This is a genomic window from Novosphingobium sp. B1 (assembly GCF_900176395.1).
Taxonomy (GTDB): Bacteria; Pseudomonadota; Alphaproteobacteria; order Sphingomonadales; family Sphingomonadaceae; genus Novosphingobium.
In genome coordinates this window covers 1-26,205 of sequence record NZ_FWXL01000005.1, presented here as the reverse complement: position 1 = coordinate 26,205, position 26,205 = coordinate 1, and the positions used below count along the sequence as shown (strand labels likewise).

The following is a 26,205-nucleotide window of genomic DNA, read 5'->3' as shown; positions in this document are numbered from 1 at the left end:
GCTTTCCCGGGTCGACTGACCACAGGCTACCTGTCCGGCCCTTTAACGTTCGAACTAATGCTTAGTTGCGAGCGCGCTTCTGCGGCTGCTGCTGCATCTGCATCATGCGCTGATCCATCCCATCCACGCGACCGGTGAGTTGGTCGAGACGCTGGGTGTTGGTCTGCGCTTGCGCGTTAGCGGCCTGCGCTTCGCTGCGGGCAGCCTGGGCAACGCCGTCAGTTGCCTGGAGACGGCTTTCGACACCGTCGATGCGCTGGTTGACCGTTGCGATCTGCTCGTTGACGTAGCCCTTGGTGGCGCAACCGCCAAGGCCCAGCGAGCCAGCGAGGATGGCAACGGCAGGAATGATCTTGAGAGACGGCGTCATGTAATGCTCCTTGATGAATCTTGTTTGGTTATTGGCGAACCGCAGCGAGAACGCGCAGGAGCGGAAATCAGACACCGGTGAATCGGCGGAACGTGGTCAGGCAAAGGTGAATTGGGGAACGCGCGGCGAGGCGTTTTCACGCGTAGATAACCGGTTCAAAACAAAAGGGGCGCGCCTTGCGGCACGCCCCTTTTGCGGTTCGATCTGATGCCCAGTGCCTACTTCGGCGCAAGGACCATCAGCATCTGGCGACCTTCCATGCGCGGGAAAGCCTCGACCTTGGCGATTTCAGCCACGTCATCCTGCACCTTGCGCAGGAGGTTCATGCCGAGCTGCTGGTGCGATAGTTCGCGACCACGGAAACGCAGCGTGATCTTCACCTTGTCGCCTTCGCCGATGAACTTCACGACGTTACGCATCTTGGTGTCGTAATCGTGGTCATCGATGTTCGGACGCATCTTGATCTCCTTGATCTCCTGCGTCTTCTGGCTCTTGCGGGCGAGGTTCGCCTTCTTCTGCGCCTCGTAGCGGAACTTGCCCACGTCGAGGAACTTGCAGACCGGCGGATCCGCGTTGGGGGAAACTTCGACGAGGTCCAGGCCAACTTCGGCAGCCTGCTCGATCGCTTCGCGGGTGTACATCACACCCAGGTTCTCGCCGTTCTCGTCGATCACGCGCACCTTTGGCACGTTGATCATCTGGTTGTAGCGAGGCCCGCTCTTGACGGGGGGCGCCATCATGCGCCGCGGTGGGGGAGCTATAGTGCTTTCTCCTGCAGTTTTTGCCCAATATGGTTCCGCGCGCTCATATCACAATGTGCGTTCAGATAAAGGGCGGTTTTGCCCTTGGTTCCGCAACGAGCCGGTTTCGCTGACGGATGTTGCCTTCAGGCTGCAGCGCGCCACAGGTTGAACCGGGCAAGCTTTTCACCGGCAGGCACGATCGCATCGATCGACCGTGCCGGCTGCAATGCCTTGAGAATGGCAGGATCGCCAGCGTCCATGCCCCCTGTCAACGCGCCAAAAGCGGGCAGAATCAGGCGGTTCTCGCTTGCGACGGCGCAGGGCCGGGCAATGGTGCGCCCCCGGATCGACACGCGCAGTTTGGGGTGGAAGTGGCCGGAAACTTCGCCTTTGGCGGTGCCCCTGCGCGCGATGTGGCGCAGCGTCAGTCCGCGAACGACGAGTTCGTCAACGAGTGTTCCGCCCGGTGCAGAGGCATCTTCGTCATGGTTTCCGGTGATCCACACCCAGTCCGTGGCGCGGGTGAGCGCATCGAGCATGCCGGCTGCGTGGGGTTCCATACGGGCGACCGCAGCCGCATCGTGGAACGAGTCGCCCAGGCAGAAAACGCGGCGCGCACCTGTCTCGCGCAGGGCCTGGGCAATGCGTTCCAGCGTGGCGCGGCTGTCGTAGGGCGGAAGCATCTGGCCGTGGCGCGCAAAGAAGCTGGCCTTCTCGAGGTGCAGGTCAGCCAACAGCAGCGCGTTCTCCTCTGCCCAGAAAAGCGCGCGCGAGGCGCCGAGGCGGAATTCCTGAGAGGCGAACGAAAAGGGAACCATGGCTTTCCCTTGCCGGATCGCGATTCCCTTGGCAAGTCGCCATGAGAGACCTCTGGGGGATTGCATGACCGACTGGACGACCCACACCACCCGCGCCCGTGCCTGGTTCGAGAGCTTGCGTGACCGGATCTGCGCCGAGTTCGAGGCGATCGAGCGCGAGGCGGGATCGGATGCGTCATTTGCCTACACCCCATGGAACCGTGAACATGAGGGCGAGGCCGTAGCAAATGGCGGCGGCGGCGTGCAGGGCCTGATGAAGGGCAAGGTGTTCGAGAAGGTGGGCGTCAACGTCTCGACGGTGCAAGGCGAATTCTCGAAGGACTTTGCCGGATCGGTCAACGGGGCGAGCGTCGAGGCACCGGGCTTCACGGCAACCGGCATCAGCCTCGTGGCACACATGCGCAACCCGCACGTGCCGGCGGTGCACATGAACACGCGCTTCCTGACGACCAGCAAGGCGTGGTTCGGCGGTGGTGGCGATCTCAATCCGCCGATCCCCTATGAGGAGGACACAGCCGAATTCCATGCCGAGTACAAGGCGGCCTGCGATCGGCATGACCCGGAGTATTATCCGAAGTTCAAGAAGTGGGCGGAGGACTATTTCTGGATCCCGCATCGCAAGGTTCATCGCGGGGTAGGTGGTATCTTCTACGACCATCTCGAATGCACCGACGATGCGGCTTTCGAGGCGAACTTCGCTTTCACGCGCGATGTGGGCGATGCGTTCATCAATGTCTTTCCGCGCCTCGTCCGCAAACGGATGGGCATGGACTACTCGCCGGCAGAGAAGCTGACCCAGCTTGAATATCGCGGGCGCTATGCCGAATTCAATCTCGTGTGGGACCGCGGCACGCTGTTCGGGCTGAAGACCGGTGGCAACATCGACGCGATCCTTATGAGCCTGCCGCCGGAAGCTGTCTGGAGCTGACGTGATCGAGGCGGAAGGCCCGGCGCTCGGGCACGGCTTTCACAACGTTGCGCCAAGCGATCTGGCATGCGTCGTCACCGCGCTCGAGATGCTTGCGCCGCCCGAGGGTCTGCGCAAGCTAGTGCCCGAGGGCGACGTGCCCGTGCAGTTGGTCCGATGGAAGCAGGCGGGACCTGAAAAGTACCGTCTGCTCTACAAGCGCATTGGCGGTCCGTGGCTGTGGTGGACGCGTCTCGGCAAGAGCGATGCGGAACTGGCAGAGATCATACACGATCCGCGTGTGCAGATCTTTGCCGTGGCCGACCGCGCCGGTGTCGAGGTTGGCATGCTGGAACTCGACTGCCGCGTTGAAGGAGAATGCGAGATCGTGTTCTTCGGTTTCATCAAGGGAGCCACGGGCAAGGGCCTTGGCAAATGGCTGATGCGGCGAGCCTTGCAACTGGCATGGGCGCCCGGAATCGGGCGGGTCTGGCTGCACACATGCACGACCGATGATCCGCGAGCGCTGCCATTCTACCAGGCCCAGGGCTTCGTGCCGTTTGCGCGCTTCGTCGAGATCCTACCCGATCCACGTGTTGCAGGACTTCTTCCGCAGGACAGGGGCAGCGCGCCGATTATTCTCTGATCGACCAACACGATTGCATTAAAGAGGTATTCCCCCTTGCGGGAAACGCTCCGATGCCGCCATTTAGGGCGCAGATGCTCCGCCAGTACGAACTTGTCGAACGTGTGCTTGCCTATGATCCCGACGCGGACGAGGCGATGCTCAACCGTGCCTATGTCTATACCGTGCAGAAACACGGCACGCAGAAGCGCGCGAGCGGAGACCCGTACTTCTCGCACCCGGTGGAAGTGGCGGGCCTGATGACCGAGCTGAAGCTCGATCAGGACACGATCATCACCGCGCTGCTCCACGATACCGTTGAAGATACACTTGCCACCGTCGACGAGATCGAGCGGCTGTTCGGGCCGGATGTGGCGCGGCTGGTCGACGGCGTGACCAAGCTCTCGAAGATCGAGACGATGAGCGAGAGCGAGCGCGCGGCGGAAAACCTGCGCAAGTTCCTGCTGGCGATGAGCGAGGACCTGCGCGTCCTGCTGGTGAAGCTGGCTGACCGCATGCACAACATGCGTACGCTTCACTACATCAAGAGCGAGGAAAAGCGCCGCCGTATCGCGCGTGAGACGATGGATATCTATGCCCCGCTGGCAGAGCGCGTGGGCATGTACGAATACATGCGCGAGATGCAGCTGCTCGCCTTCGAGCAGATCGAACCCGAAGCCTATGCCACCATCACCGGCCGGCTGGCGGCGATCCGCAGCGAGGAGGGCGCACAGGTCGATGCCATTGCGCTGGAGATCAAGAAGGCGCTGGCCGAGGCGGGGCTGCGGGTCGAGGTTTCGGGGCGCGAGAAGCACCCCTATTCGATCTGGCGGAAGATGGCCGAGCGGCACGTCTCGTTCGAGCAGATTACCGACATCATGGCCTTCCGCGTCCTGACCGACAACGAGGACGACTGCTACAAGGCCCTAGGCATTCTCCACCGCGAATGGCAGATGATCCCGGGGCGCTTCAAGGACTACATCTCGACGCCAAAGATGAACGGCTACCGTTCGCTGCACACCGCGCTGATCTATTCCAACGCGATGCGCGTGGAAGTGCAGATCAAGACGCACGAGATGCACGAGCGCAACGAATTCGGGCTTGCAGCGCACTGGGCCTACAAGCAGGGCGGCACGCCCGATGGGCAGGTGGGCTGGCTGCGCGACCTGATCGAAATCCTCGAATCCAGTCACGATGCCGAGGAACTGCTCGAGAACACCAAGATGGCGATCTACCAGGATCGCATCTTCGCCTTCACGCCCAAGGGCGCGTTGTTCCAGTTGCCGAAGGGGGCAACCCCGATCGACTTCGCCTTTGCGGTGCACACCAATCTTGGTGCGCAGGCGGTGGGCGCGAAGATCAACGGACGGCATGTGCCCTTGCGCACCGCGCTCGGGAATGGCGACGTGGTGGAGATCATCAAGAGCCGGACGTCGGAACCGCAGCTTTCATGGCTGGGCTTTGTCGTTACCGGAAAGGCGCGTGCGGCAATCCGCCGTTTCGTGCGCCAGAAGGAACGCGCCGAGGTCGCCGCGATCGGGCGCAAGCTTTACGAGGAAATTGTCGAGCGGTTGCCGACCACCATTGGCAAGAAGGCCTTGAACGATGCCCTCAAGCGCTTGAAGCTGGCCTCCGAAGAAGACCTCATGTTCGCCATCGGCTCTGCCAAGCTGGACGACCGGCAGGTGATGGAAGCGCTGGTTCCCGGCAGTGCAGCCAATCTTCCGGAGGAAAACTGGCCAAGCCAGAAGCGCGCCATCGCGGTGCGCGGACTGACCCCCGGCATGGCCTTCAAGCTGGCGGACTGTTGCCATCCGGTGCCGGGCGACCGCATCGTCGGGCTGCGCCGCCCCGGCAAGGGCGTCGAGGTCCACGCGATCGACTGCATGCGGCTGGCCGATGGCGTCGATGCCGACTGGATCGACTTGTCATGGGATGCACGCACCGACGGCGCGATCGGGCGATTGCGGGCAGAACTGTACAACCGCCCCGGGACGCTGGCGGAAATGGCAGGCATCTTCGCCAAGAACCACGCCAACGTCGTCAATCTCGAGATGACGCAGCGCGAGAACCCGTTCCACACCTACGAGGTGGACCTTGAGGTGCGTGACCTTGCGCACCTGACTCGGATCATATCGGCATTGCGGGCAAGCGAGGCGGTGGCGCAGGCGGAGCGGATCTAGATCCGGCGTACCTCGACCACTTGCTCGTTGAGCGTCGCGCTGCCGAAGATCGTGAGGAACGCTATGTCGGCGGCGTCTCTGCCGACGCCGATGATGGCCGTGCTGGCAGGGTCTGCCATGCCAGTCGCCTCAACGAGGTGCCAGGCTCCTGCCAGCCAAACCTGGGCAAGCGCATGGAAGTCCTGCGGATCGACGTCGGGGCTATAGGCGCTGACCATCCTGGCAGGAATGCCAAGGCCACGCACCAGCGCGATCAGGAGGTGTGCATAGTCCCTGCAGACGCCTTCGCGAGCGTGAAAGGTATCGAGCGCGGTGGTGCCGCCGTGGCTCGCGCCGGGTACGTAGGAAAGATGGGTAGATATCCACTCGCGCACGGCCTCCACGATTGCACCGCCGGAGAGATGACCGAACAGGTCCACCGCGGACGCGTGCATCGTGTCAACCGGGCAATAGCGTGACGGGAAGAGGTATTCGAGGACCTCGCCGGGCAGGCTGGTGAGCGTGTCTGCGGCAAGGCTCGCGAGCGCCACCGGCACACGATCGATCTCGACTGTGGCGGTGTAGGCAGCGGTGAAGCGGTCTTCCGGCTCGAGCCAGAGCCGGTTGCCAAGACCGTCATGGCCCGAAACCGTCCGCGTCACTTCGGGCGCAGCGTTGCAGGTTGTATCGATGATGCGTTGCCCCGCCGCGTCCGCCACGCCGATCTGCATCAGCACGGGCGCGGGGGCGTTCATTGCATAGTCGAGCTTTACGGCAATGCCGAGGATATTGGTCAGGGGACTTTTCCGGCGCAGGAGGGGCGGTGCCGCCACCGGCCACGCAACGGGTTAAATAGTGGCCCGATCTCGCTCTGCAAAGAGCCAGGCGAGAAATGCGGTCAAATCGATAGAGGTGACGTTTTGCAGGGGCGATGCTCCATCGTTAGTGATCTGGTCCGTGCCGGCCGAGACGGTTTCCGAAGTGATTTCCAAAGCGATCCGATTTTGACGCCAGCGGAGATTTGCGATATGTCCCTCCACATCGGACTGGCATATCCGCAGGACCGTGCCGGAGCGGCGCGCCGTCCGCCCTTTGCCCCTGTGAAATGGTTGACGTTGCAGTCGAAACCGCCTAATCGCGCCTTTCACTCATTTCCGGGCAGTGTTTGCGCAATCAGGGACAAACTCCTGAAGCCCTGCACAAATCCCGGATTTCCCGAGTGTTATTTCGCGATGAGATAGGCGGCGTGAGTGATTCGCGCGGCCTGTGGAGCAAACGGAGAAGCAAGTGGCTCGTATTGCCGGGGTCAATATCCCCACCAACAAGCGCGTGATCATCGCGCTGACTTACATTCATGGCATTGGCGCTCACAAGGCCAAGCAGATCGCCGACAAGCTGGGTATCGAACACACCCGCCGCGTGGCCGATCTTTCGGATGCCGAAATCCTTCAGATCCGCGAAACGATCGATGCCGATCACACCGTGGAAGGCGATCTTCGTCGCGAAGTGGCGATGAACATCAAGCGCCTGATGGACCTCGCATGCTATCGTGGTCTGCGTCACCGCAAGGGCCTGCCGGTTCGCGGTCAGCGCACGCACACGAACGCCCGCACCCGCAAGGGCAAGGCCAAGCCGATCGCCGGCAAGAAGAAGTAAGACCTTTTCAGGTCCTTCTTCCGTCCCAGTTTCTCGAGGATAGAAAACAATGGCACGCGAACCTCAGCGCATTAAGCGGCGCGAGCGCAAGAACATCACCAGCGGCATTGCGCACGTCAACGCCAGCTTCAACAACACCATGGTGACCATCACCGACGCACAGGGCAACGCCATTTCGTGGTCGTCTGCCGGCATGATGGGCTTCAAGGGCAGCCGCAAGTCGACCCCGTATGCAGCACAGGTTGCTGCTGACGACGCCGGCAAGAAGGCGGCGGAACATGGCGTCCGCACCCTCGAAGTCGAAGTCAAGGGTCCGGGTTCGGGCCGCGAAAGCGCCCTGCGCGCGCTTCAGGCGGTTGGCTTCACCATCACGGCCATCCGTGACGTGACCCCGATTCCGCACAACGGCGTTCGCCCGTCGAAGCGTCGTCGCGTCTGATCCTGCCTATGGTGGATGGGGCGCAGGTACCGGCGCCCCTTTCACCCAATACCTCGACCGGAGCCGGGAATTAAGCATCCCGGCAACCGGCAAAAGCCCGCACAAACCCCAGGGGAATTCCATGACTGTCAACATCAAGAACTGGCAGGAACTGAAGAAGCCCAACAATCTCGAGATCAAGCCGGGCAACGACGCCAAGCGCCGCGCGACCTTCGTCGCCGAACCGCTGGAGCGTGGCTTTGGTCTCACCCTCGGCAACGCGCTGCGTCGCGTGCTGCTCTCCTCGCTTCAGGGCGCGGCGGTTACCTCGATCAAGATCGAGAACGTCCTTCACGAGTTCTCGTCGCTTGCCGGCGTGCGCGAAGACGTGACCGACATCGTGCTCAACGTGAAGCAGATCGCCCTCAAGATGCAGGGTGAAGGCCCCAAGCGTCTGCAGCTCTCGGCCACCGGCCCGGGCGAAGTGAAGGCTGGCGATATCGCCGTCACCGGCGACATTGAGGTCATGAACAAGGACCTCGTGATCTGCAACCTCGACGAAGGTGCGACGTTCAACATGGAACTGACCGTCGACACCGGCAAGGGCTATGTCCCGGCCGTGTCGAACCGTCCGGTTGACGCGCCGATTGGCCTGATCCCGGTCGACTCGCTCTACTCGCCGGTCCGCCAGGTCTCGTACAAGGTCGATAACGCCCGCATCGGTCAGGAGCTTGACTATGACAAGCTCAACCTGACGGTCGAAACCGACGGCACGATCACCCCGGAAGACGCCGTGGCCTATGCTGCGCGCATCCTTCAGGACCAGCTCGCGCTGTTCGTTCACTTTGACGATCAGATGCCGGTCGGCCACGTGCCTTCGGTTGCCGGTGGCGTTGCTGCCCATGCACCGGAAGAGAGCGATGCCAACCAGCTCAACCGTTACCTTCTCAAGAAGGTCGACGAGCTCGAGCTGTCGGTTCGCTCGGCCAACTGCCTCAAGAACGACAACATCATCTACATCGGCGATCTGGTCCAGAAGACCGAAGCCGAGATGCTGCGCACGCCGAACTTCGGCCGCAAGTCGCTCAACGAGATCAAGGAAGTCCTTTCGTCGATGGGCTTGCGCCTCGGCATGGACATCCCAGGCTGGCCGCCTGAGAACATCGAGGAAATGGCTAAGAAGCTCGAGCAAGAGCTTCTCGGCTAACGAAATTCGGGGCGTCCTGCGGGGCGCCCTGTTTTCAAGGGTGACTTGGCGGCAGCCCGAATTCGCCGCCTGGATCGGGGTACCTCGTACGGCCCCCCTTCGAACGGAAAGGAAATACCATGCGTCACAAGCTGGGCCAGCGTAAGCTGGGTCGTACCTCCGCCCACCGCATCGCGATGCTGCGCAACATGGCAGCCGCGCTGATCAAGCACGAGCAGATCACCACGACGACGCCGAAGGCCCGTGAACTGCGGCCTTACATCGAAAAGCTGATCACGCTCGGCAAGAAGGGCGGTCTTTCGAACCGCCGTCTCGCCCACGCTCGCCTGCTTGACGATGCGCAGTTGCAGAAGCTGTTCACCGTTCTGGCCGAGCGTTACGCCGACCGCAACGGCGGCTACACGCGCATCATCAAGGCCGGTGTTCGCGCTTCGGACGCCGCGCCGATCGCCGTGATCGAACTGGTTGACCGTGACACCTCGGCCAAGGGCCAGGACTCGGGCCCGGTCATGACCGCGGACGAAGACGAGTACGAAGCAGCGTAAGCCGTTTCGGGGAGCGAACACGAAGCCGCCTAATCCGCGCTTCGGTTCGACCGACAAGATTGACGGGCGGGGCCATGGGCTCCGCCCGTTTTTCGTTTGCGGGGCTTGTGCCGCGCGGGGAGGGGGCTAGTTTCCGGTGCAACCGAATGATTCACCGGAAAGCCATCCCATGCGCTTGCGCCATACTCTGCTCGCCACTGCCGTGGCGGCCGTTTGCCTGTCCTCAACCGCTCACGCCGGAGATGGGGCTTTGAAGTACCCCACGACAGAGCGCGGGCCCGTGGTTGAAACGGTCTTCGGCGAGAAGGTTGCAGATCCCTTTCGTTGGCTTGAGGCCGATGTTCGCGTCGATGGGAAGGTTGCCGCGTGGGTCGATGAACAGAGCAAGTTTACCGATGCCTACCTCAAGGCGCTGCCCGAGCGGGCCGCATTTGAGAAGAAGCTCACAAAGCTCTTCGATTTCGAGCGTTACGGCATGCCCGTGAAGGCGGGCAAATACCTGTTCTTCCGCCACAATTCGGGCCTTCAAAATCAGTCGGTGCTTTATGTGTGCAATGCCGATGGCAGCGGAGAGCGCAGGACGCTTATCGATCCCAACGGCTGGGCCAAGGACGGCGCAACGGCTCTTGACGAATGGGTGCCTTCACCAGACGGCAGCAAGGTTGCCTATTCAGTGCAGGACGGTGGCACGGACTGGCGCTCGGTCAAGGTCATCGATGTCGAAAGCGGTCAGGTGCTTGCAGACACGATCGAGCACGTGAAGTTCTCGCGGCTGGCATGGGCCGGTAACGACGGGATCTTCTATTCGCGGTTCCCCGAGCCGAGGGCCGGCGAGGCTTTCCAGGCGGTGAGTTCAAACCAGTCTGTCTGGTATCACAAGCTGGGCACAGCCCAGCAATCGGATCGACAGGTCTTTGCAACTCCAGAAAACCCGCGGCTTTATCATTCGGGCGAGGTTACGCACGATCAGCGCTGGATGGTGGTTTCGACCAGCACCGGCAGCGAGAAGGGAAATGCGGTGGGTGTGGCCGCGGTCGGTCGTGGCGACTGGACGGTGCGCCCGCTGGTCACTTCCCTGTCCGACGAATGGACAATGATCGAGGGGGTCGGTGACCGGCTGTGGTTCATGACCAGCAGGGACGCGCCGCGCAAGAAAGTGGTGATGGTCGACCTCTCCGGCGCCGAGCCAGTCTTTACACCGGTCGTCGGCGAAGATGAGGCCGTGCTGGATGGCGTGCGGATCGTCGGCGATCGGCTCGTGCTAAATTACCTGCGTGACGTGAAGGCGGAAATGCGGGTCGCCATGCTGGATGGCAAGGGCATGACCAAGGTGACCTTGCCTGGCATCGGCAGCATTGCAGGCGTGGTCGGGGAGCCTGGTGACAATCAGGGGTACTTTGCATTCAGCGGCTTTACCCAGCCGGCGACGATCTATGCCTTCGATGCGGCAAACCCTGCTTCGGCCAAGGTGTGGGAGGCGCCGAAGCTGGCCTTCGATCCTGCGCAGTTCGAGACACGGCAGGTGTTCTATCCATCCAGGGACGGAACGAAAATTCCGATGTTCGTCGTTCGGCGCAAGGATGTGCAGGGGCCGGTTCCGACCATCCTTTATGGCTATGGCGGCTTCAACATTTCGGTTCTGCCCGGCTATTCTCCGGCGCGCATGGCGTGGCTGCAGGCGGGCGGCGCCTACGCGGTGGCAAACCTGCGCGGCGGTGGCGAATACGGTGATGCATGGCATCTTGCGGGCAAGGGGCCGACCAAGCAGAACGTTTTCGATGATTTCATCGCGGCGGGTGAATGGCTCAAGGCCAACGCGGTGACGTCCAAGGGCGGGCTCGCGGTGGAGGGCGGCTCCAATGGCGGTCTTCTCGTCGGCGCGGTGGTGAACCAGCGGCCTGATCTTTTCGCTGCAGCGCATCCCGCCGTTGGCGTGATGGACATGCTGCGCTTCGACAAGTTCACCGCCGGTCGCGAATGGGTTTTTGATTATGGCTTCCCCGAAAAGGAGGCAGATTGGCGCCTGCTGCGGAGCTATTCGCCCTATCATAACGTCAAGGCCGGCACGGCCTATCCCGCGGTGCTGGTGACAACGGCGGATACCGATGACCGGGTGGTGCCTGGCCATAGCTTCAAGTATGCAGCGGCGCTGCAGGCCGCTGGCCTTGGACCGAAACCGCAATTGATCCGCATCGAGACGCGCGCCGGCCATGGTTCGGGCAAGCCGGTCTCGAAACAGATCGAGGAAAGCGCTGACGTGTTCGCTTTTCTGGCACACTGGACAGGGCTGCAGCCAAAGGAGTGATGGGGCGCCTCGCCAGTATCCCCTTCTAGGTGGAATGTGCTAGAATGCTGGCAACGATGAAGCGGGAGATGGACAAGACCAGGCGTGGCCTGCTTGGCGGCGCATTCGCGCTGGCAAGCGCGCTGTCGGCACAGGCCGCATTGGCCGACAGTGCAGAGGCGGCGTTCCCGGAAAGCGCTGGTGGCGTTGTGGTGCCAGCGCCCGGGCCGAAGCTCGTTCTGCCAAGGTCGGCCTATCCCGCCACCCGTACCGAGACGTTGGAAGAGCAGGTCTTCGGACAGCGGGTGTCCGATCCGTTTCGTTGGCTCGAGGCCGATCCTCGCAGCGATTCCGCGGTCGCCCGATGGGTGGCCGAGCAGAACGCCCTGAGCAGCAGCTATCTCGCAAGGCTGCCGCAACGTGAGCAGATTGCAGCACGCATTCGCTCCCTGTTCGATTTCGAACGCTATGGACTGCCGCGCAAGGCGGGAAGACACTATTTCTATACCCGCAACACGGGATTGCAGAACCAATCGTCCCTATGGGTCCGCAAGGGCGTTGCTGGCGAGCAGCGCCTGCTGGTTGATCCAAACGGGTGGAGCACTGACGGATCATTGGCGTTGGCGCAATGGGAGCCTTCGCCCTCCGGCCGATACGTCGCCTTTGCCGAGCAGGAAGCGGGGAGCGATTGGCGCACCTTGCGCGTGATCGAGGTGTCTACCGGGCGGGTCCTGGCCGAGCGCCTGGCATGGGCGAATGATACCGAGATCGCCTGGGTCGGTGAGGAAGGTTTTCTCTACTCGCGGTTCCCTGCGCCGAGAGCGGGACATGATCCGCGCTCGCCGCGCTTCGACAAGGCTGTGTGGTTCCACCGGGTCGGCACGGGACAGGGCGAGGACGAACTGGTCTATGCCACCCCCGATCATCCCGAATGGAGTCACAAGGCCCAGGTGACCAGCGACGGCCGCTGGGCGGTGGTGATCAGCGAGGTCAGCACCGACAAGCGCAATGCTGTTCATCTCGTCGCGCTCAAAGGGCGCGAACAAGGCAAGTGGACAGCACGGCCGCTTGTTCCCGAGATTGCCGACCACTGGAAACTGGTGGCGGGAATCGGGGATCGCTTGTGGTTCCTGTCAGACCGCGGCGCTGCCAATTACCGCATCGTTTCCATCGATCTTGCGCGTCCGCAGCGCCGTTGGTCTGTCGTTGTGGCTGAACGCGGCAACACGCTCGAAGGCGCCCGCATGATCGGCGACCGGTTCCTGCTGTCATATCTCAAGGATGGTCAGACCGTCGCGGTGATGACCGATCGCAACGGTGTTCCCGGCAAGGCGATCACGCTGAACGGCATCGGCACGGCCAGCGGCTTTGGTGGGCGACCGGGTGACAGTGAAACGTACTATCAGTTTACCAGCTTCAACCTGCCTCCGGCGATATATCGCATGGATCTGCGCACAGGTGCGGTCACGCCTTTCGCTGTGCCCAAGATGACATTCGATCCCGCCGATTATCTGGTGGAACAGCGGCGCTATCCATCAAAGGACGGCACGATGGTGCCGATCTACGTGGTGCGGAAGAAGGTTCTCGCGGCAGCGGGAAAGCCACTGCCGACCCTGCTTTATGGCTATGGGGGTTTCGATATCGCCCTGACGCCCGGCTACTCGCCGGTCCGCATGGCCTGGCTGGAAGCAGGCGGTGCCTTTGCCATGGCCAGCATTCGTGGCGGTGGCGAACTGGGGCGCACGTGGTACGAAGCGGGGCGACGCGAGAACAAGCAGAACAGCTTCGATGATTTCATCGCCGCGGGTGAATATCTGATCAAGGAAGGCATTGCTGCCAAGGGCGGGCTTGCGATCCAGGGCGCGTCCAATGGCGGACTGCTTGTCGGTGCGGTTGTCAATCAGCGACCCGACCTCTTCGCTGCAGCCAATCCGGATGTGGGCGTGATGGACATGTTGCGGTTTGACCGGTTCACTTCCGGGCGGTTCTGGGTCGATGATTACGGGAAGCCTGACCGCGAAGAAGACTGGCGGAACCTGCGCCGCTTTTCGCCTTATCACAATGTTGCATCCGGAAAGGACTACCCGGCTATCCTCGTGACCACCGGCGACAACGACGATCGCGTGGTACCTGCCCACAGCTTCAAGTACGTGGCGGCCCTGCAAGGTGCCCGGATCGGCGATCGCCCGCATCTCCTTCGCGTCGAGAGCAAGGCAGGCCACGGTGCCGGAAAGCCTGTCGAGAAGGTCATTGCAGCGGGAGCTGATGTTCTTGCTTTTCTTGGCTATTGGACCGGCCTCACGCCGCAATAGTGTCGTTCATAAAAATGGGCGTTTAGCTGAACGTGCGCTGTCATTGCGGTTCAGCGTCACATCACCGCGAATCGTGCAGATCTGCATCCGTGGCGGGGAAGGCCCGCTCAGAGTGCAAGGACGAACGAGATGAAGACCATTTCCAAGGCCCTGGTCGGAACTGCTGCCGCCGCTGCGGTTGCGGTGTCTTCGGCCACCCCGGCGCTGGCCCGCGATCATCGCGGCGGGATCGACGGCGGCGACATCATTGCCGGCGCGTTGGTGATCGGCGGTATCGCGGCCATTGCAGCGGCAGCTGGCAACAACAATCGCTACGACTACGACCGTTACGGCTACGGCGGAAACTTCCGCGGCCGTGACGGCTGGAACGGCAACGGCTACTACGGTGGTGGTAATCCGCGCCAGGCCATCGAGCAGTGCGTTCGCACGGCAGAGCGGAATGCCTCGCGCTACAGCTACGGCCAGGCTGACGTGACCGACGTCCGCGACGTGCGCAGCACCCGCTACGGTTACGAGGTTCGAGGTCGTATCGCCGTCAACGCAATGGGTCGCGACTGGCGTCAGGGTGACCGTACCTACGGCCGTGGCTGGGGCGGCGACTACCGCGGTTGGGACAACTCCCTGCGTGGATACGATAGCGGTTCGTTCAAGTGCCGCATCGAGGGTGGTCGCGTCGTGGACCTCGACTACAGCGGCATTCGCGGCCTTTGATGCAGAAGCGCGGTTCAGGCACTGGCAAGCCTGGACCGCGTAATTTGTGAGCATGACGGGACGCCGCCTGCCTAACCAAGGATCGGGGCAGGCAGGCGGTTGCGGGGAGAGACGATTATGACGGTACGAATTTCGGCACTGGCACTGTCCGCAGCGGCGTTGGCGACAAGTTTGCTGCCCGTTGCCGCTCAGGCTCGTCCGGACTGGGGCGGGCGCAACTGGAGCGGTCGTGGCTGGCATCGCGACAGAGGCGGGATCGACGGCGGGGACGTCCTTGCCGGGGTGCTGATCCTTGGCGGGATTGCCGCAATTGCCAGCGCCGCCAGCAACGCCGAGCGCAAGCGCAATCGTGACATCGACGATTCCCGTTATCGTCCACGCGACGAAAATCCCCGCGACTACGTAGGGCAGGGCAGTGGCGGTGACTGGGGTCAGAATTCCCGGACGGGACAGCCGGTGCGCAACCTCAATGACGCTGTCGACGCCTGTGCCGCGGAGGCGGAGCGCAGCGGCGAGGTTGAGGATATCTACGATGCAAGCCGGCAAGGAGGCGATTATCGCGTCTCCGGAACACTGCGCAATGGCGACCGGTTTTCCTGTGATGTGAGCCCGCAGGGTGGCGTGTTGCTCGACATCAGGCGAGGGCGCATCTGATTTGATTTCAGCCGCGCGCCGCAGCGTGTTTCTTTTCATCATGCCTTGCGGCGCGGGCACGGGCTGATTATCGGCTGGTAACCGCTTTTGACAGAGGACACCCGGCTGATGACCACTTTCGACGATCGCGAGAAGGCTTTCGAAGCGAAGTTTGCTCGCGACGAGGAAATGCTGTTCCGCGTCCATGCACGTCGCAACCGGTTGCTCGGGACCTGGGCTGCAGAACGCATGGGCCTCGATGCCGCCGAAACCGAAGCCTATGCCAAGTCGGTCGTCCAGGCCGATTTCGAGGAAGCCGGTGACGAGGACGTGATCCGCAAGTTGCTGGGCGATCTGGTCTCGGCCGGGATTGAAATCGACGAAGCCGAAATCCGCGCGGCGATGGAAGCCAAGTCGGTTGACGCACGTCGGCAACTGATGGGTGAAGCCTGATGGCAATGCCCGCAGCCGAGATCGAGGCGATGATCCGGGCCGCACTGCCTGATGCGATTGTCGAGATTACCGATCTTGCCGGCGATGGCGATCATTATTCGGCGCGCGTTGTTTCGCAGGCCTTTGCCGGCCTGACCCGCGTCAAGCAGCACAAGCTGGTCTATGATGCGCTCGGCGGGCGCATGGGCGGTCAGCTTCACGCCTTGCAACTGACTACATCCGTTCCCAATTGAGGGCGGAAAGGAACTCATCCACCATGTCGACCGATCAACGCATTTCCGAAATCGTGGGCGGCAATGACGTCGTCCTGTTCATGAAGGGCACGCCCCTGTTCCCGCAGTGCGGTTTCTCAAGCAAGGCTGTGGCAATTCTCGAGCACCTCGGGGTCGAGTACGCCTCGGTCGATGTGTTGCAGGACATGGAAATCCGCAGTGGGATCAAGGCCTACTCGGATTGGCCAACCATTCCGCAACTCTATGTCAAGGGCGAATTCGTCGGTGGTTCGGACATCATGATGGAGATGTTCCAGGATGGCGAACTGCAGCAGCTGATGGAGGAATCGGGCGTCAAGTCCGCCTGATTTTCCTCGCCTCGATAAATGCAAAGGACGCGGTCGGCTTTGTCGATCGCGTCTTTTTCATGCGGCATGAAAATTTTGGTAGGCCCGGGAGAGGCGGAGCCATAAGAGACCGGGGGGACTGGCTCCGCCTCGAGAAGAAGCTACTCTTCGGGACACGAAGCTAAAAGCATGAACCGTGCCAAAATCGTTGAGTACCCGGAATCTGCACTTTCTAGAAGGTCGCCGCACGCGCCAGCAGCGTGAACTGTAAAGGCATCCGACATGATCTGGATGCTTGGCAACGGTCACGATCAGCGACATCATGTCGGCGATGGACGACCATGAAACCGACTCCGATGTCTGGCTCGCACGCACGACGCGCGCGGCAACCGTTGTGATCTTCAGGAAGAACCCCGATGGCGGCGCCGCGAAAATCCTCATGGTCGAGCGCAATGCGACCCTGAAGTTTGCAGGCGGTGCGACAGTCTTTCCCGGGGGCAAGATCGATCAGCAAGACATCGCCTTGGCGCAAAGCCTCGTTGCCGGCGCAGACGTAGGAATCGAGGATCTTGCCGCGCGGATCGCCGCGGTTAGGGAAACGCTTGAGGAAACCGGACTGGTGATCGGTGTCGCTGGCAACGTGGACGGCAAGATCGCTTCGGAAGCCAGGCGCATGCTCACCTCGACTGGCGATCTTGGACCCGTGCTTGATGCCTTCGGGTGGTCGTTGCAACTGGATGATCTAGTTCCGTTCGCGCGTTGGTGGCCAAAGCACCGCAGTGAAAGAATTTTCGACACCCGCTTCTATCTCTCGGACTTGGGAACGGGCGCCGTCGATATTGCCGTGGATGCCACCGAGAACCGGCACATGTTCTGGGCCAGCGCAAAAGAGGCTTTGGCTCTGGCAGAACGGGGCGGCATTCGCGTCATATTCCCGACCCGCCGCAATCTCGAGCGTCTTGCCCTGTTCGAAACCTTCGAGGAGGTCCGTGCGCACGCCCGCGAAACTCCCGTCGATGTGATCAGCCCCTTCGTTGCAGAACGCAACGGAGAGCGTTGGCTCATGATCCCGGACGGATTGGGCTACCCGGTACTCGGCGAGGCGCTCGAAAGGGCGCAACGCGCCTGAGGGGCGGTTCCTGAAAACCTCTCGGGACTTGTCCCTATCACCGAAGTTACCGTTATTTCGCCAGCTTGAGAGATAGAGGCATCGTGTCATCTGCAGGATGTGACGATGGTCTCTGTCTCAAGCCGTGAAAGCGTGCTTCCTGCTCCCGAACCGGATCATTCCGTCGAGATTTGCAAGGAGCCTGCTGGCGCTCAGACTTCGCCGGTTCACGAGTTGCAGGCGCGTCTGGAGCGATTCGAAATGGAGGCAGAAATCTCCGATTCGGACAGAGATTCACCGAGGGGATGGGCCATCATTGCGTGGCCTGTCGGATTATCGCTGGGCTTATGGCTTGTAATAATTGAGGTAATTTACGCGATGTGGTCGGAGTTCGTAGCGTAACGAATTGTTGACCGGCCGACTCTTACCTTAGGGTTCATGCGTAACCCCATCGATCTCCTGACCCCCGGTCATATCACGTTCCTCGGCCGCGTTACCGCGGTTGTCGCAGCGATCGCACTTGGCTTCGGATACGTAAGCAACACTATGACGCCTGCCATGGCGGGGGTCGGTTCCTTCTTCCTTGCATGCGCTCTGCTGCTTGCCGCACCGCGGCAGCGGGCGACTGAGATGCTGGGTGCGGTCACGGTGTGGCAGTGCTTTGCCGAATTCCTGTCGACCATCCAAAGCGGCTCTTTCGCAATGTGGCGCCTCGGAGTTGCCGTGGCGACACTGGGGAGCGTGATGGCAGTGATCCGTGTACAGCATTTGCGGGCGCTTTCGCGCCAGAGCCCGTCGACACGGCTGCGCGATCTTGATCGGCGGACAATTGGCGGCATCGGCGTGCTTCCTCCCTCCAGCTCGCAACTGGCTGAGATGCGCCAGAGCGAAGTCGCCTGATTCTGCAAAACAAAGCATGATCGGGGCGATTGCCCACCAGCGGTCCTGCGCTATGCTCGTTGCCAGCCTAAAAAGGATGGCCGATGCGTTTCAGGTTCCCGATCATTTCCGTGGCACTGGCTTCAGTTGCACTGACGCCTTTGGCCATGCCCCTACCGGCCAGCGCGCAGACCGTCGCAGACAGCGCAAGGGAAGCGGTCATCGTACTGCGACCGGATGCTGTCTTCGATGGCGAGACCGCGACCCTGCGCAAGGGCTGGTCGGTGCTTGTGCGGGCAAACCGCATACAGGCGGTTGGCCCTGACATTGCCACACCTGCGCAAGCATCTGAAATACAGCTACCCGGAACGACGCTTATGCCTGGCCTGATCGAGGGCCATTCGCATCTGTTCCTGCACCCTTACAACGAGACCTCTTGGGACGATCAGGTTTTGCACGAACTTCTCGCGCTGCGCACAGCGCGGGCGACCGTGCATGCGCGAGTCACGCTGATGGCGGGCTTTACTACCGTGCGCGATCTTGGCACCGAAGGCGCAGGCTATGCCGATGTCGGGCTCAAGCAGGCGATCGCGCAAGGGATCGTCCCGGGACCGCGCATGCTTGTTGCGACACGCGCGATCGTCGCTCCCGGAGCGTATGGCCCGCGTGGTTTCGAACCCGGTGTTGCTGTTCCTCTTGGGGCTGAGGAAGCAGGTGGCCCTGCCCTTGTCGATGCGGTGCGACGGCAGATCGGGGCAGGGGCCGACCTGATCAAGCTCTATGCGGATTATCGCTGGGGGCCGAGCGAGCCGAGCCGGCCTACGTTTACTGAAGCCGAGATGAGGATGGCGGTCGAGGCGGCACATGGCGCCGGGCGACAGGTGGTGGCACATGCCAGCACGGCCGAGGGCATGCGCCGTGCCATTGCCGCTGGAGTCGACACGATCGAGCACGGTGATGAGGGCACGGCCGAAGTCTTCGCAGCCATGAAAGCCAAGGGTATTGGTTTTTGCCCGACGCTGGCAGCAGGCGATGCGGTTGCACGCTATCGCGGGTGGAACGGTGCAGCACCGGCGCCAAGGTCGGTGCAGGAAGGCTACGACGCGCTGGCCAAGGCGCGCAAGGCGGGCGTCGCGATCTGCATGGGCGGCGATGTGGGAGTATTCGCGCACGGCGACAATGCGCGCGAGGCTGAACTGATGGTCAAGGCGGGGATGACACCGGCCGAGGTTGCCATTGCGGTCACGTCCGGCAATGCTAGGATGTTCGGGATCGGTGATCGGCTTGGCATCGTCAAGCCGGGCATGCTGGCCGATCTGGTTGCCGTGGAAGGCAATCCGCTGACCGACATCAGTGCGATCCGCAAGGTATCGCTGGTGATGAAGGACGGCATACTCTGGAAAGGCCCTGCGACCCGTTAGGCGCGACCCAGTGGGCGCGAACCGGAAGGTGCGCCGGCTAGGGCTTTTGCCGAGCTTTCGGCGCGGCCAGCATGGCATCTTCCAGCGCAATGTACTCCGCACTGTCCGACAGGGCTGCCAGCTGTGCCTGGAGCGCGCGATATTTGTGCAGGACGGACTGTCCCGTGGCGGTAAGCCTCGCGCCGCCGCCCTTCGTGCTTCCGGGCGACGTCTCGACCAGCGGCTCCTGCCAGCATCGATTCATCGTATCGACGAGCAGCCAGGCACGCCGATAGCTCATGTCCATTGCGCGTGCGGCCGCGGAGATCGAACCCTCGCGCGCAATGGCTTCAAGAAGATCGGCCTTGCCGGGTCCCATTGCGATTTCGTCGCCGCAACAGAACTGGATCTTGACCTTCACGGCTTGCATGGCGCCAGGGTATCCGGCTCTGCGGCAGGCTTGCAACTTGTTTCGGCGGCAACTAGCACGCTGCCATGATTGCCGAAGTCGAACCGTTCCATGCCATCGCCATCTCCCGTCTCGCGCATGACATGAAGGCGTCTGGCGCCAGCGTCATCCACATGGAGTTCGGGCAGCCTTCCACCGGCGCGCCAGCACAGGCCATTTCCGTCGCGCACGAGGTGCTCGATACCGAGGCCATGGGCTATTGGGAAAGCGTGCCGCTGAAGGAGCGGATCGCCGAGAGTTACGCCGAAAATTACGGCGTTTCCGTCGAGCGCGAACAGGTGATCCTCACATGTGGTGCATCGCCGGCCTTCGTGATGGCCCTATCGTGCCTGTTTCGTCCCGGAGCGCGCGTGGCCCTGGCGCGGCCTGGATACGTGGCCTATCGCAACACCTTGAAGGCCCTGTATCTCGAACCGGTAGAGATGCAGTGCGGGCAGGCCGAGCGTTTCCAAGTCACGGCAGCCGGGGTCGACGCTCTCGATCCCGTCCCTGATGGATTGATCATCGCCAGTCCCGCAAACCCCACGGGCACGATCGTCGACGCCGAGGAACTGGCGGCCATCGCCCAAGTCTGTCAGCGCAAGGGCATCAGGGTTATCTCCGACGAGATCTATCATGGCCTGAGCTATGGCGCGAAGGCTGCGTCGACGCTTGAATATCTGCCCGATGCGATCATCATCAATTCGTTTTCCAAGTACTTCAGCATGGCCGGGTGGCGGTTGGGGTGGCTGGTCGTGCCACCGACGCTGATCGATGCGGCGCGCGCCCGCATGGGGAGCCTGTTCCTCACCCCGCCAGTCCTTGCGCAAAAGTCCGGTCTTGCCGCGTTTTCCTGCCGCGAGGAACTTGATGGCCACGTCGCCACTTATGCCCGCAATCGCGCCATTCTGCTCGATGCCTTGCCGCAGATGGGACTGGGGCGCATCGCACCTCCCGATGGGGCGTTCTACATTTATGCAGACGCGAGCGAATTCACCGATAACAGCCTTGCCCTGTGTGAGGAACTCTTGCGCGATACCGGCGTGGCGACTGCACCGGGTATCGATTTCGACCCGGTCGATGGAAAGCGTTTCATCCGCTTCAGCTTTGCCGTGTCGACGCCCCTGACGGAAGAGGCTGTGCGCCGGATCGGGCCGTGGTTCGCTGCCAGAAGAAGGCGCTAGAGAACGTACCGCCGCCGGCTGGCATGACGGTTGCGGGCATTGGCGCTACCCCGAACCCGCGGTCCCGCATCGACTTGTCGCTACAAAGCATTTAATCGCTTAATTGATCTTGACGGATCGTATCGGGCTGTTGTCAAATCAGTGGGTCAACCGTGGAGAGACCCGCCTGGAAATGCAGCAGGAAATAGGCCTCGCGCATACCAGCGCCATGCGTCAGTTCGTGCAGTTCGCTGTCGTTGCCGGTATCGACCTTGCCAAGGTCTGCCCGCCCGATCTGCTTGCACTGATGGACCGTGCAAAGGTTGCCGAATGGCTGCCGGCAAGTGGCCACGTCGATATTCTCGAGGCCGTGTCGATGGGCACGGGGCGGCCCGATCTTGGCGTTGCCTTCGCGATGTGGTGCAACATGCGGGGCTTTGGCCCGGTCAGCCTGGTGTGGGATCACTGCGCCACGCTCGACGAGGCGATAAGGATGACGCGCCGCTACATGCATCTGGAGACGGCGGCGATGCGATCGAGCACCGACATCGCCGGGCACGAGGCTGCCCTGCGCCACGTCCTGACGGTGCCCACCCAGTTTGGCGGTTCGCAATTCATCGAGGCAACGCTGGCGTTGCAGATGCGCATAACGCGAAGCATGCTTGGCGAGGAATGGAAGCCGATCCGGCTTGAACTTGCGCACCGGGCACCGCCAAGCCACCGGTATCATCAAGCGGTGTTCCGTTGCCCGATCGAATTTGAATCCGATCGCAGTGCGCTGGTCTTCCGCAAGTCCGATCTTCACCGGCCTTCGCAACGTGCAAATCCGGTAATGCGCCAGTTCCTCGAGCATCAGCTTGCCCAGGCCGACAGCCAGTGGCCGGGGGACCTCGTTCAGCAGGTGCGCTATTTCATCGCAACCAATCTGATGGAGCGCTGTGCCAATTTGCCCCACGTTGCACGGCTTGCCGGCCTTTCGCCGCAAAGCCTGCAGCGGCGCCTTGCCGAGCGGGGCACCAGTTTTGCCGTGATTCTCGAGGAAGAGCGCAAACGGACGGCGGACGAATACTTCCGCACAGCACGGCGGCCGAACCTTGCCGAGCTTTCCCATCGCATCGGCTACACCGACGCCAGCGCTGCCAGCCGCTTTCTTCGCCAGCACATGGCAACCGGCGCCCGTGCGCTCATGGCGCAGAGCAGGCATTCGCGTCGCCATCCGTCTGCCGACCGGCTCGTATCATGATTGTGCCGGACCCGGCATGACCCCGCATCTTCCGCACGACATCCGATCAGGTCATTGATCCGGTCGGATCATGGCCGGCCCTAACAGCGAAAGCCACGACATGGGACAAAGCATGACCTTGCCTGAAACGACGCCGGTCATCGTCGGGGTCGGCCAATTTGTCGAGCGCATCGACTCCGCCGGCTATCGCGGTCTCGGATTCGCCGATCTTGCCGCGCATGCTGTCCGAGCTGCTCTGTCCGATGCAGGTTCGGCGGGCGATATTACCCCGCTTATCAAGGCCGTTGGCTCGATACGCACATTCGAGGAATCAGGGGCAATGCAGGTGCCCTTCGGCCGGGCCGACCACCTCGCCCTCGCGGTGTGTCGGCGGCTGAACATCAAGCCTGCCGTCGCCATTCTCGAAAAGGGGGGGGGGCAGTCGCCACTCGCCCTGCTCAGTGACCTTGGCAGCCGGATTGCCGCCGGTGATGTGCCTGCGGCGCTGATGTTTGGTAGCGAAGCGATCTCGACCGTGCGCCATCTTCAGCACAAGGGCGAAACGCGCGACTGGTCGGAGCATGATGACCCTGCTGCCGATGGCATCGAGTGGATCGACAAGGGCTTGGGGTTCGAAGGCACCCTGTCGGCCACCAGCATTGCCCATGGCATCCGTGCACCGGTCACCGCCTATGCCTTGTGCGAAAACGCCCGTCGGGCCCGTCTTGGACTGTCCCGGCAAGACTACGCGGCGCGAATGGGTGAACTGTTCGCACCCTTTACCGAGGTCGCGGCTGGCAACCCCTATAGCGCGGCTGCCGTCCAGCCGATGTCACCTAAGGAAATCGTCGAGGTCAGTTCACGCAATCGCCTGATCGCCGCCCCCTATCCATTGAAGCTGGTCTCGCGCGACCAAGTCAATCAGGCTGCGGCAGTTCTGGTCATGTCGGCAAAGGCTGCGCGCGAGGCGGGCATCCCCGAGGATCGCTGGGTCTATCTGCATGGTGCTGCCTTGACGAGCGAGCGCGAGATACTCGAACGCCCCGACATCGGCGCCTATCCAGCGGCGAATGCCGCGATAGCGTGGGCGCTTGATACGGCCGAGGCAACGCCGGACGGCATAGATTTCTTCGACTTCTATTCCTGCTTTCCTGCGCCGGTATTCAACGCCGCGATCGATGGCCTTGGCCTGTCGTCCGATGATCCACGCAAGCTGACGTTAACCGGCGGGCTTCCGTATTTCGGCGGTGCGGGAAATAACTATTCCACGCATGCCTTGGCAACGATGGTCGAAAGGCTCCGAGGCAAACCTGGGAGCAAGGGCCTCGTCGGCATGAATGGTGGTTTTCAATCGAAATATGGTGCCTGTGTCCTTTCTACCGGGCCACGCGCCTGGCCTGGCTGCGAGACCCGATCCGTTCAGCAGATGCTCGACGCTGCGCCACGAGCGACGTTGGCCCCGGTGATGCAGGGCAGGGGCCATATCGAAACTTATACGGTCGTGTGCGGCAAGACTGGACCGGAGCAGGCGATTGTCATCGGCGCGATGGCGACCGGCGACCGCTTCATCGCACAGAGCCGTTCCCCGGAGGTGCTTGCCGCTATGCTGGCGAACGATCCCCTCGGCCACGCCGTCACTTTCACGGCCGGTACCAAGAACAGCGAGTTCGCCTTGTCATGACCGTGACCCAAGGCAGCGAGGCGCCCGTTCTGCTTGAGGGCATCCGTGTCGTCGACCTCACCACGGTGGTGTTCGGGCCATATGCAACGCAGGTTCTTGCCGACCTTGGAGCGCAGGTGATCAAGGTCGAATCACCGGGCCAGGGCGATGCGTTTCGCTGGTCGGGGAAGGCCGCGGTAACGCCAGGGATGGCGCCGGGCTGGATGGCGCTCAATCGGGGCAAGAAATCGATCGTCCTCGATCTCAAGGATGATGCCGATCGGGCGGTCATGCTCGATCTCCTGCGCGAGGCGGACGTGTTCATCGTCAATGTACGCGGCAAGGCCCTCGAACGCATCGGGCTTGATCCGCAATCCTTGCGCGAATGCAACCCGGGCCTCGTCTATGTGCATTGCCTCGGTTTCGGTCAGGAAGGCCCTTATGCCGATCTCCAGGCTTACGATGACGTGATCCAGGCTGCGACCGGCACGACCACGTTGCTGCCCCGCGTCGACGGTGATGCGCGGCCGCGCTATCTTCCGTCTCTCATCGCGGACAAGGTCGCTGGACTTCACGCCGTCTATGGCGCGCTCGCTGCCATCATACACAAGCAACGCACCGGACAGGGGCAGTTGGTGGAAGTGCCCATGTTCGAAGCGTTCAGCAGCTTCATGCTGCTCGAACATCTCGGCGGGCTCACGTTCGACCCGCCAAACGCCCCAGTGGGCTATGCTCGCCAGATCGATCCGGACCGCCAGCCTTTTCCGACTGCCGATGGCCATGTCAGTATCGTCGCCTATACCGACGACGCATGGCATCGCATCTTTGCACTGCTCGACCAGCCTGACTTCCTTGGGCAGGACCATCTGGCGACCCCCCAGCAGCGCGCTCGCGCACAGGCAGAGCTCTATCGCGCAATCGCCAGTTTCACGCCGCAGCTGACGACGCGTGAAATTCTTGAGCGTTGCCACGCCGCACAGATTCCGGCCCAGGCGGTCCGGGACCTGTCGGACATCATGGCCGACCCACATCTTGCAGCGACCGGATTCTTCAAGAAACGCGATCATCCGGTTGAGGGGGCATGGTTCGAACAATCTGCGCCCGTGCGGTTCGAGGTTAGCACAGAAGGTAAACGGACGCTTCCGCCACCATTGGTAGGGCAGGATGGGAAAGAGATCAGGAAACGCATGTGGTCGGCGTTTCAGGCTGATCCGAATGGTTAACGGCCCCTTCCGCGCAATATCGGGGGATTTTCATTAAATTGCTTTAAATCGATGGTGAATTGCCCTTCAAGGTAAGACTCCTGAAACCGTGAAGAGTGGCTCTGGCAGCACGATTGCAGCAAGAAGCCCTTGTCACGATGAATGACGGTCAGAAAAGTTAATGCCTGAAGTGGCGCAAGGGCGTGATCGCTCTGCGCCATCTACTGCGCCGATTGCGCTTCAACACCTCGGGAAATGTCCTGATCATCACGGCGCTTTGCCTGGTGCCCTTGCTGATGCTCATCGGAAGCGCGGTCGACATCAGCCGTGCAACCATGGCGAGAAGTCGCCTGCAGAACGCCTGTGACGCTGCCTCGCTGGCTGCGCGCCGTGTCATGCGCAACGATACCTTCGACGATTCCGTCAGCAACACCGGGCGCCAGTTCTTCGCCTTCAACTTTCCGCAGCGATCCTTCGACACCGAAGCCTTCACTCCGCAGATCACGCGACCATCTGCCGGCGTCGTGCGGGTCACAGCCTCGACGCGCATCCACAACCAGATCATGAACATCTTCGGTTTCGATACGATCGCGCTGAACGTGGACTGCGACGCTTCGCTGAATTTCGTGAACACATGGAGTAATCGCGGGAGCGCGATTCGCCGTCAGCCACATGTGTGCTTGGATTTAGAAGTTGGCTGCTCCCCGATAAGATGGAGAA

General features: G+C 61.9%; 28 protein-coding genes. 23 read left to right on the top strand and 5 right to left on the bottom strand.

The window, feature by feature from the left end; translation table 11 throughout:
• Window positions 1-61: 61 nt before the first annotated feature.
• Window positions 62-370, bottom strand: coding sequence for a hypothetical protein (locus B9A23_RS10115; RefSeq protein ID WP_084279213.1), 309 nt, complete (start codon window positions 368-370; stop codon window positions 62-64).
• A 13-nt stretch (window positions 371-383) separates the two neighbouring features.
• Here B9A23_RS10115 and B9A23_RS22235 point away from each other — a divergent pair, with 13 nt between their 5' ends.
• The gene (locus B9A23_RS22235) at window positions 384-578 is read left to right on the top strand and encodes a hypothetical protein (protein ID WP_139797415.1); all 195 of its coding nucleotides are present in this window, start codon (window positions 384-386) and stop codon (window positions 576-578) included.
• A 10-nt stretch (window positions 579-588) separates the two neighbouring features.
• Here the strand turns inward: B9A23_RS22235 and infC are convergent, their stop codons facing one another.
• Both infC and pdeM read right to left on the bottom strand, forming a co-directional pair.
• Window positions 589-1,110 carry a translation initiation factor IF-3 gene (infC, locus tag B9A23_RS10110; RefSeq protein WP_084278751.1) on the bottom strand — a complete coding sequence of 174 codons (522 nt, stop codon included), beginning with the start codon at window positions 1,108-1,110 and terminating at the stop codon, window positions 589-591.
• A gap of 146 nt (window positions 1,111-1,256) precedes the next feature.
• A complete protein-coding gene (gene pdeM / locus B9A23_RS10105) occupies window positions 1,257-1,931 on the bottom strand; it encodes a ligase-associated DNA damage response endonuclease PdeM (RefSeq protein ID WP_084278750.1) in 675 nt (224 codons plus the stop codon).
• 64 nt (window positions 1,932-1,995) lie between these two features.
• On the opposite strand from pdeM, the gene hemF reads away from it, so the two are divergent.
• From hemF to B9A23_RS10090, 3 genes are all read left to right on the top strand, one after another.
• Entirely contained in the window at window positions 1,996-2,859 is an 864-nt protein-coding gene (gene hemF, locus B9A23_RS10100) for an oxygen-dependent coproporphyrinogen oxidase (protein WP_084278749.1), read from the top strand.
• Window position 2,860: 1 nt separating this feature from the next.
• A complete protein-coding gene (locus B9A23_RS10095) occupies window positions 2,861-3,484 on the top strand; it encodes a GNAT family N-acetyltransferase (protein ID WP_254895068.1) in 624 nt (207 codons plus the stop codon).
• Window positions 3,485-3,558: 74 nt separating this feature from the next.
• A complete protein-coding gene (locus B9A23_RS10090) occupies window positions 3,559-5,646 on the top strand; it encodes a RelA/SpoT family protein (protein WP_084278748.1) in 2,088 nt (695 codons plus the stop codon).
• Here B9A23_RS10090 and B9A23_RS10085 read toward each other — a convergent pair.
• Window positions 5,643-6,458 carry a transglutaminase-like domain-containing protein gene (locus tag B9A23_RS10085; RefSeq protein WP_254895067.1) on the bottom strand — a complete coding sequence of 272 codons (816 nt, stop codon included), beginning with the start codon at window positions 6,456-6,458 and terminating at the stop codon, window positions 5,643-5,645. The genes B9A23_RS10090 and B9A23_RS10085 overlap by 4 nt on opposite strands.
• A gap of 454 nt (window positions 6,459-6,912) precedes the next feature.
• Here B9A23_RS10085 and rpsM point away from each other — a divergent pair, with 454 nt between their 5' ends.
• From rpsM to B9A23_RS10015, 14 genes are all read left to right on the top strand, one after another.
• Window positions 6,913-7,281 (top strand): 30S ribosomal protein S13, encoded by a 369-nt coding sequence (gene rpsM, locus B9A23_RS10080; protein ID WP_084278747.1) that lies wholly within the window; start codon window positions 6,913-6,915, stop codon window positions 7,279-7,281.
• A gap of 49 nt (window positions 7,282-7,330) precedes the next feature.
• Complete coding sequence (rpsK, locus tag B9A23_RS10075) at window positions 7,331-7,720, top strand: 30S ribosomal protein S11 (protein WP_011446170.1); 390 nt, start codon at window positions 7,331-7,333, stop codon at window positions 7,718-7,720.
• 121 nt (window positions 7,721-7,841) lie between these two features.
• Window positions 7,842-8,906 (top strand): DNA-directed RNA polymerase subunit alpha, encoded by a 1,065-nt coding sequence (locus B9A23_RS10070; protein ID WP_084278746.1) that lies wholly within the window; start codon window positions 7,842-7,844, stop codon window positions 8,904-8,906.
• Between the two features lie 119 nt (window positions 8,907-9,025).
• Window positions 9,026-9,451 carry a 50S ribosomal protein L17 gene (gene rplQ / locus B9A23_RS10065; protein ID WP_084278745.1) on the top strand — a complete coding sequence of 142 codons (426 nt, stop codon included), beginning with the start codon at window positions 9,026-9,028 and terminating at the stop codon, window positions 9,449-9,451.
• Window positions 9,452-9,620: 169 nt separating this feature from the next.
• Window positions 9,621-11,756: a prolyl oligopeptidase family serine peptidase gene (locus B9A23_RS10060; RefSeq protein ID WP_084278744.1), complete on the top strand. Its 2,136-nt coding sequence runs from the start codon at window positions 9,621-9,623 to the stop codon at window positions 11,754-11,756.
• A gap of 44 nt (window positions 11,757-11,800) precedes the next feature.
• A complete protein-coding gene (locus B9A23_RS10055) occupies window positions 11,801-14,047 on the top strand; it encodes a prolyl oligopeptidase family serine peptidase (RefSeq protein ID WP_254895066.1) in 2,247 nt (748 codons plus the stop codon).
• Between the two features lie 129 nt (window positions 14,048-14,176).
• The gene (locus B9A23_RS10050; RefSeq protein WP_084278743.1) at window positions 14,177-14,758 is read left to right on the top strand and encodes a hypothetical protein; all 582 of its coding nucleotides are present in this window, start codon (window positions 14,177-14,179) and stop codon (window positions 14,756-14,758) included.
• A 117-nt stretch (window positions 14,759-14,875) separates the two neighbouring features.
• Window positions 14,876-15,412 (top strand): hypothetical protein, encoded by a 537-nt coding sequence (locus tag B9A23_RS10045; protein ID WP_084278742.1) that lies wholly within the window; start codon window positions 14,876-14,878, stop codon window positions 15,410-15,412.
• A gap of 108 nt (window positions 15,413-15,520) precedes the next feature.
• Entirely contained in the window at window positions 15,521-15,844 is a 324-nt protein-coding gene (locus B9A23_RS10040; protein ID WP_084278741.1) for a DUF1476 domain-containing protein, read from the top strand.
• On the top strand, window positions 15,844-16,077 hold the full coding sequence (locus B9A23_RS10035) for a BolA family protein (RefSeq protein ID WP_084278740.1): 234 nt from the start codon (window positions 15,844-15,846) through the stop codon (window positions 16,075-16,077). Before B9A23_RS10040 ends, B9A23_RS10035 begins: the two co-directional genes overlap by 1 nt.
• 23 nt (window positions 16,078-16,100) lie before the next feature.
• On the top strand, window positions 16,101-16,424 hold the full coding sequence (gene grxD, locus B9A23_RS10030) for a Grx4 family monothiol glutaredoxin (protein WP_084278739.1): 324 nt from the start codon (window positions 16,101-16,103) through the stop codon (window positions 16,422-16,424).
• Between the two features lie 310 nt (window positions 16,425-16,734).
• Window positions 16,735-17,532, top strand: a complete 798-nt coding sequence (locus B9A23_RS10025) for an NUDIX domain-containing protein (protein ID WP_084279208.1) — start codon at window positions 16,735-16,737, stop codon at window positions 17,530-17,532.
• A 417-nt stretch (window positions 17,533-17,949) separates the two neighbouring features.
• On the top strand, window positions 17,950-18,411 hold the full coding sequence (locus B9A23_RS10020; protein WP_084278738.1) for a hypothetical protein: 462 nt from the start codon (window positions 17,950-17,952) through the stop codon (window positions 18,409-18,411).
• 146 nt (window positions 18,412-18,557) lie between these two features.
• On the top strand, window positions 18,558-19,811 hold the full coding sequence (locus B9A23_RS10015; protein ID WP_084279207.1) for a metal-dependent hydrolase family protein: 1,254 nt from the start codon (window positions 18,558-18,560) through the stop codon (window positions 19,809-19,811).
• A gap of 37 nt (window positions 19,812-19,848) precedes the next feature.
• Here B9A23_RS10015 and B9A23_RS10010 read toward each other — a convergent pair whose 3' ends face one another.
• Window positions 19,849-20,220: a winged helix-turn-helix domain-containing protein gene (locus tag B9A23_RS10010; RefSeq protein WP_084278737.1), complete on the bottom strand. Its 372-nt coding sequence runs from the start codon at window positions 20,218-20,220 to the stop codon at window positions 19,849-19,851.
• 65 nt (window positions 20,221-20,285) lie between these two features.
• On the opposite strand from B9A23_RS10010, the gene B9A23_RS10005 reads away from it, so the two are divergent.
• The 5 genes from B9A23_RS10005 to B9A23_RS09985 all read left to right on the top strand — a co-directional run.
• On the top strand, window positions 20,286-21,422 hold the full coding sequence (locus tag B9A23_RS10005) for an aminotransferase class I/II-fold pyridoxal phosphate-dependent enzyme (RefSeq protein WP_084278736.1): 1,137 nt from the start codon (window positions 20,286-20,288) through the stop codon (window positions 21,420-21,422).
• Window positions 21,423-21,531: 109 nt separating this feature from the next.
• Window positions 21,532-22,644, top strand: coding sequence for an AraC family transcriptional regulator (locus B9A23_RS10000; protein ID WP_139797414.1), 1,113 nt, complete (start codon window positions 21,532-21,534; stop codon window positions 22,642-22,644).
• Between the two features lie 112 nt (window positions 22,645-22,756).
• Complete coding sequence (locus B9A23_RS09995) at window positions 22,757-24,304, top strand: acetyl-CoA acetyltransferase (RefSeq protein WP_139797413.1); 1,548 nt, start codon at window positions 22,757-22,759, stop codon at window positions 24,302-24,304.
• On the top strand, window positions 24,301-25,506 hold the full coding sequence (locus B9A23_RS09990; RefSeq protein ID WP_084278733.1) for a CaiB/BaiF CoA transferase family protein: 1,206 nt from the start codon (window positions 24,301-24,303) through the stop codon (window positions 25,504-25,506). The genes B9A23_RS09995 and B9A23_RS09990 overlap by 4 nt, the downstream gene beginning before the upstream one ends.
• Window positions 25,507-25,688: 182 nt before the next feature.
• Window positions 25,689-26,205: TadE/TadG family type IV pilus assembly protein (locus B9A23_RS09985; RefSeq protein ID WP_176217950.1), on the top strand; the 517-nt coding region annotated here is incomplete at its 3' end.

Bases quoted from the DNA above. Each gene is read 5' to 3' on its own strand.
- B9A23_RS10015 (WP_084279207.1), top strand. From the start codon at position 18,558: ATGCCCCTACCGGCCAGCGCGCAGACCGTCGCAGACAGCGCAAGGGAA.
- B9A23_RS10055 (WP_254895066.1), top strand. From the start codon at position 11,801: ATGCTGGCAACGATGAAGCGGGAGATGGACAAGACCAGGCGTGGCCTG.
- rplQ (WP_084278745.1), top strand. From the start codon at position 9,026: ATGCGTCACAAGCTGGGCCAGCGTAAGCTGGGTCGTACCTCCGCCCAC.
- hemF (WP_084278749.1), top strand. From the start codon at position 1,996: ATGACCGACTGGACGACCCACACCACCCGCGCCCGTGCCTGGTTCGAG.
- B9A23_RS10115 (WP_084279213.1), bottom strand. From the start codon at position 370: ATGACGCCGTCTCTCAAGATCATTCCTGCCGTTGCCATCCTCGCTGGC.
- infC (WP_084278751.1), bottom strand. From the start codon at position 1,110: ATGATGGCGCCCCCCGTCAAGAGCGGGCCTCGCTACAACCAGATGATC.
- B9A23_RS09995 (WP_139797413.1), top strand. From the start codon at position 22,757: ATGACCTTGCCTGAAACGACGCCGGTCATCGTCGGGGTCGGCCAATTT.
- B9A23_RS10020 (WP_084278738.1), top strand. From the start codon at position 17,950: ATGCGTAACCCCATCGATCTCCTGACCCCCGGTCATATCACGTTCCTC.
- B9A23_RS10045 (WP_084278742.1), top strand. From the start codon at position 14,876: ATGACGGTACGAATTTCGGCACTGGCACTGTCCGCAGCGGCGTTGGCG.
- B9A23_RS10005 (WP_084278736.1), top strand. From the start codon at position 20,286: ATGATTGCCGAAGTCGAACCGTTCCATGCCATCGCCATCTCCCGTCTC.
- rpsK (WP_011446170.1), top strand. From the start codon at position 7,331: ATGGCACGCGAACCTCAGCGCATTAAGCGGCGCGAGCGCAAGAACATC.
- B9A23_RS10035 (WP_084278740.1), top strand. From the start codon at position 15,844: ATGGCAATGCCCGCAGCCGAGATCGAGGCGATGATCCGGGCCGCACTG.
- B9A23_RS09990 (WP_084278733.1), top strand. From the start codon at position 24,301: ATGACCGTGACCCAAGGCAGCGAGGCGCCCGTTCTGCTTGAGGGCATC.
- B9A23_RS10025 (WP_084279208.1), top strand. From the start codon at position 16,735: ATGGACGACCATGAAACCGACTCCGATGTCTGGCTCGCACGCACGACG.
- pdeM (WP_084278750.1), bottom strand. From the start codon at position 1,931: ATGGTTCCCTTTTCGTTCGCCTCTCAGGAATTCCGCCTCGGCGCCTCG.
- B9A23_RS22235 (WP_139797415.1), top strand. From the start codon at position 384: ATGAATCTTGTTTGGTTATTGGCGAACCGCAGCGAGAACGCGCAGGAG.
- B9A23_RS10040 (WP_084278741.1), top strand. From the start codon at position 15,521: ATGACCACTTTCGACGATCGCGAGAAGGCTTTCGAAGCGAAGTTTGCT.
- B9A23_RS10050 (WP_084278743.1), top strand. From the start codon at position 14,177: ATGAAGACCATTTCCAAGGCCCTGGTCGGAACTGCTGCCGCCGCTGCG.
- B9A23_RS10090 (WP_084278748.1), top strand. From the start codon at position 3,559: ATGCTCCGCCAGTACGAACTTGTCGAACGTGTGCTTGCCTATGATCCC.
- B9A23_RS10060 (WP_084278744.1), top strand. From the start codon at position 9,621: ATGCGCTTGCGCCATACTCTGCTCGCCACTGCCGTGGCGGCCGTTTGC.
- B9A23_RS10010 (WP_084278737.1), bottom strand. From the start codon at position 20,220: ATGCAAGCCGTGAAGGTCAAGATCCAGTTCTGTTGCGGCGACGAAATC.
- B9A23_RS10070 (WP_084278746.1), top strand. From the start codon at position 7,842: ATGACTGTCAACATCAAGAACTGGCAGGAACTGAAGAAGCCCAACAAT.
- grxD (WP_084278739.1), top strand. From the start codon at position 16,101: ATGTCGACCGATCAACGCATTTCCGAAATCGTGGGCGGCAATGACGTC.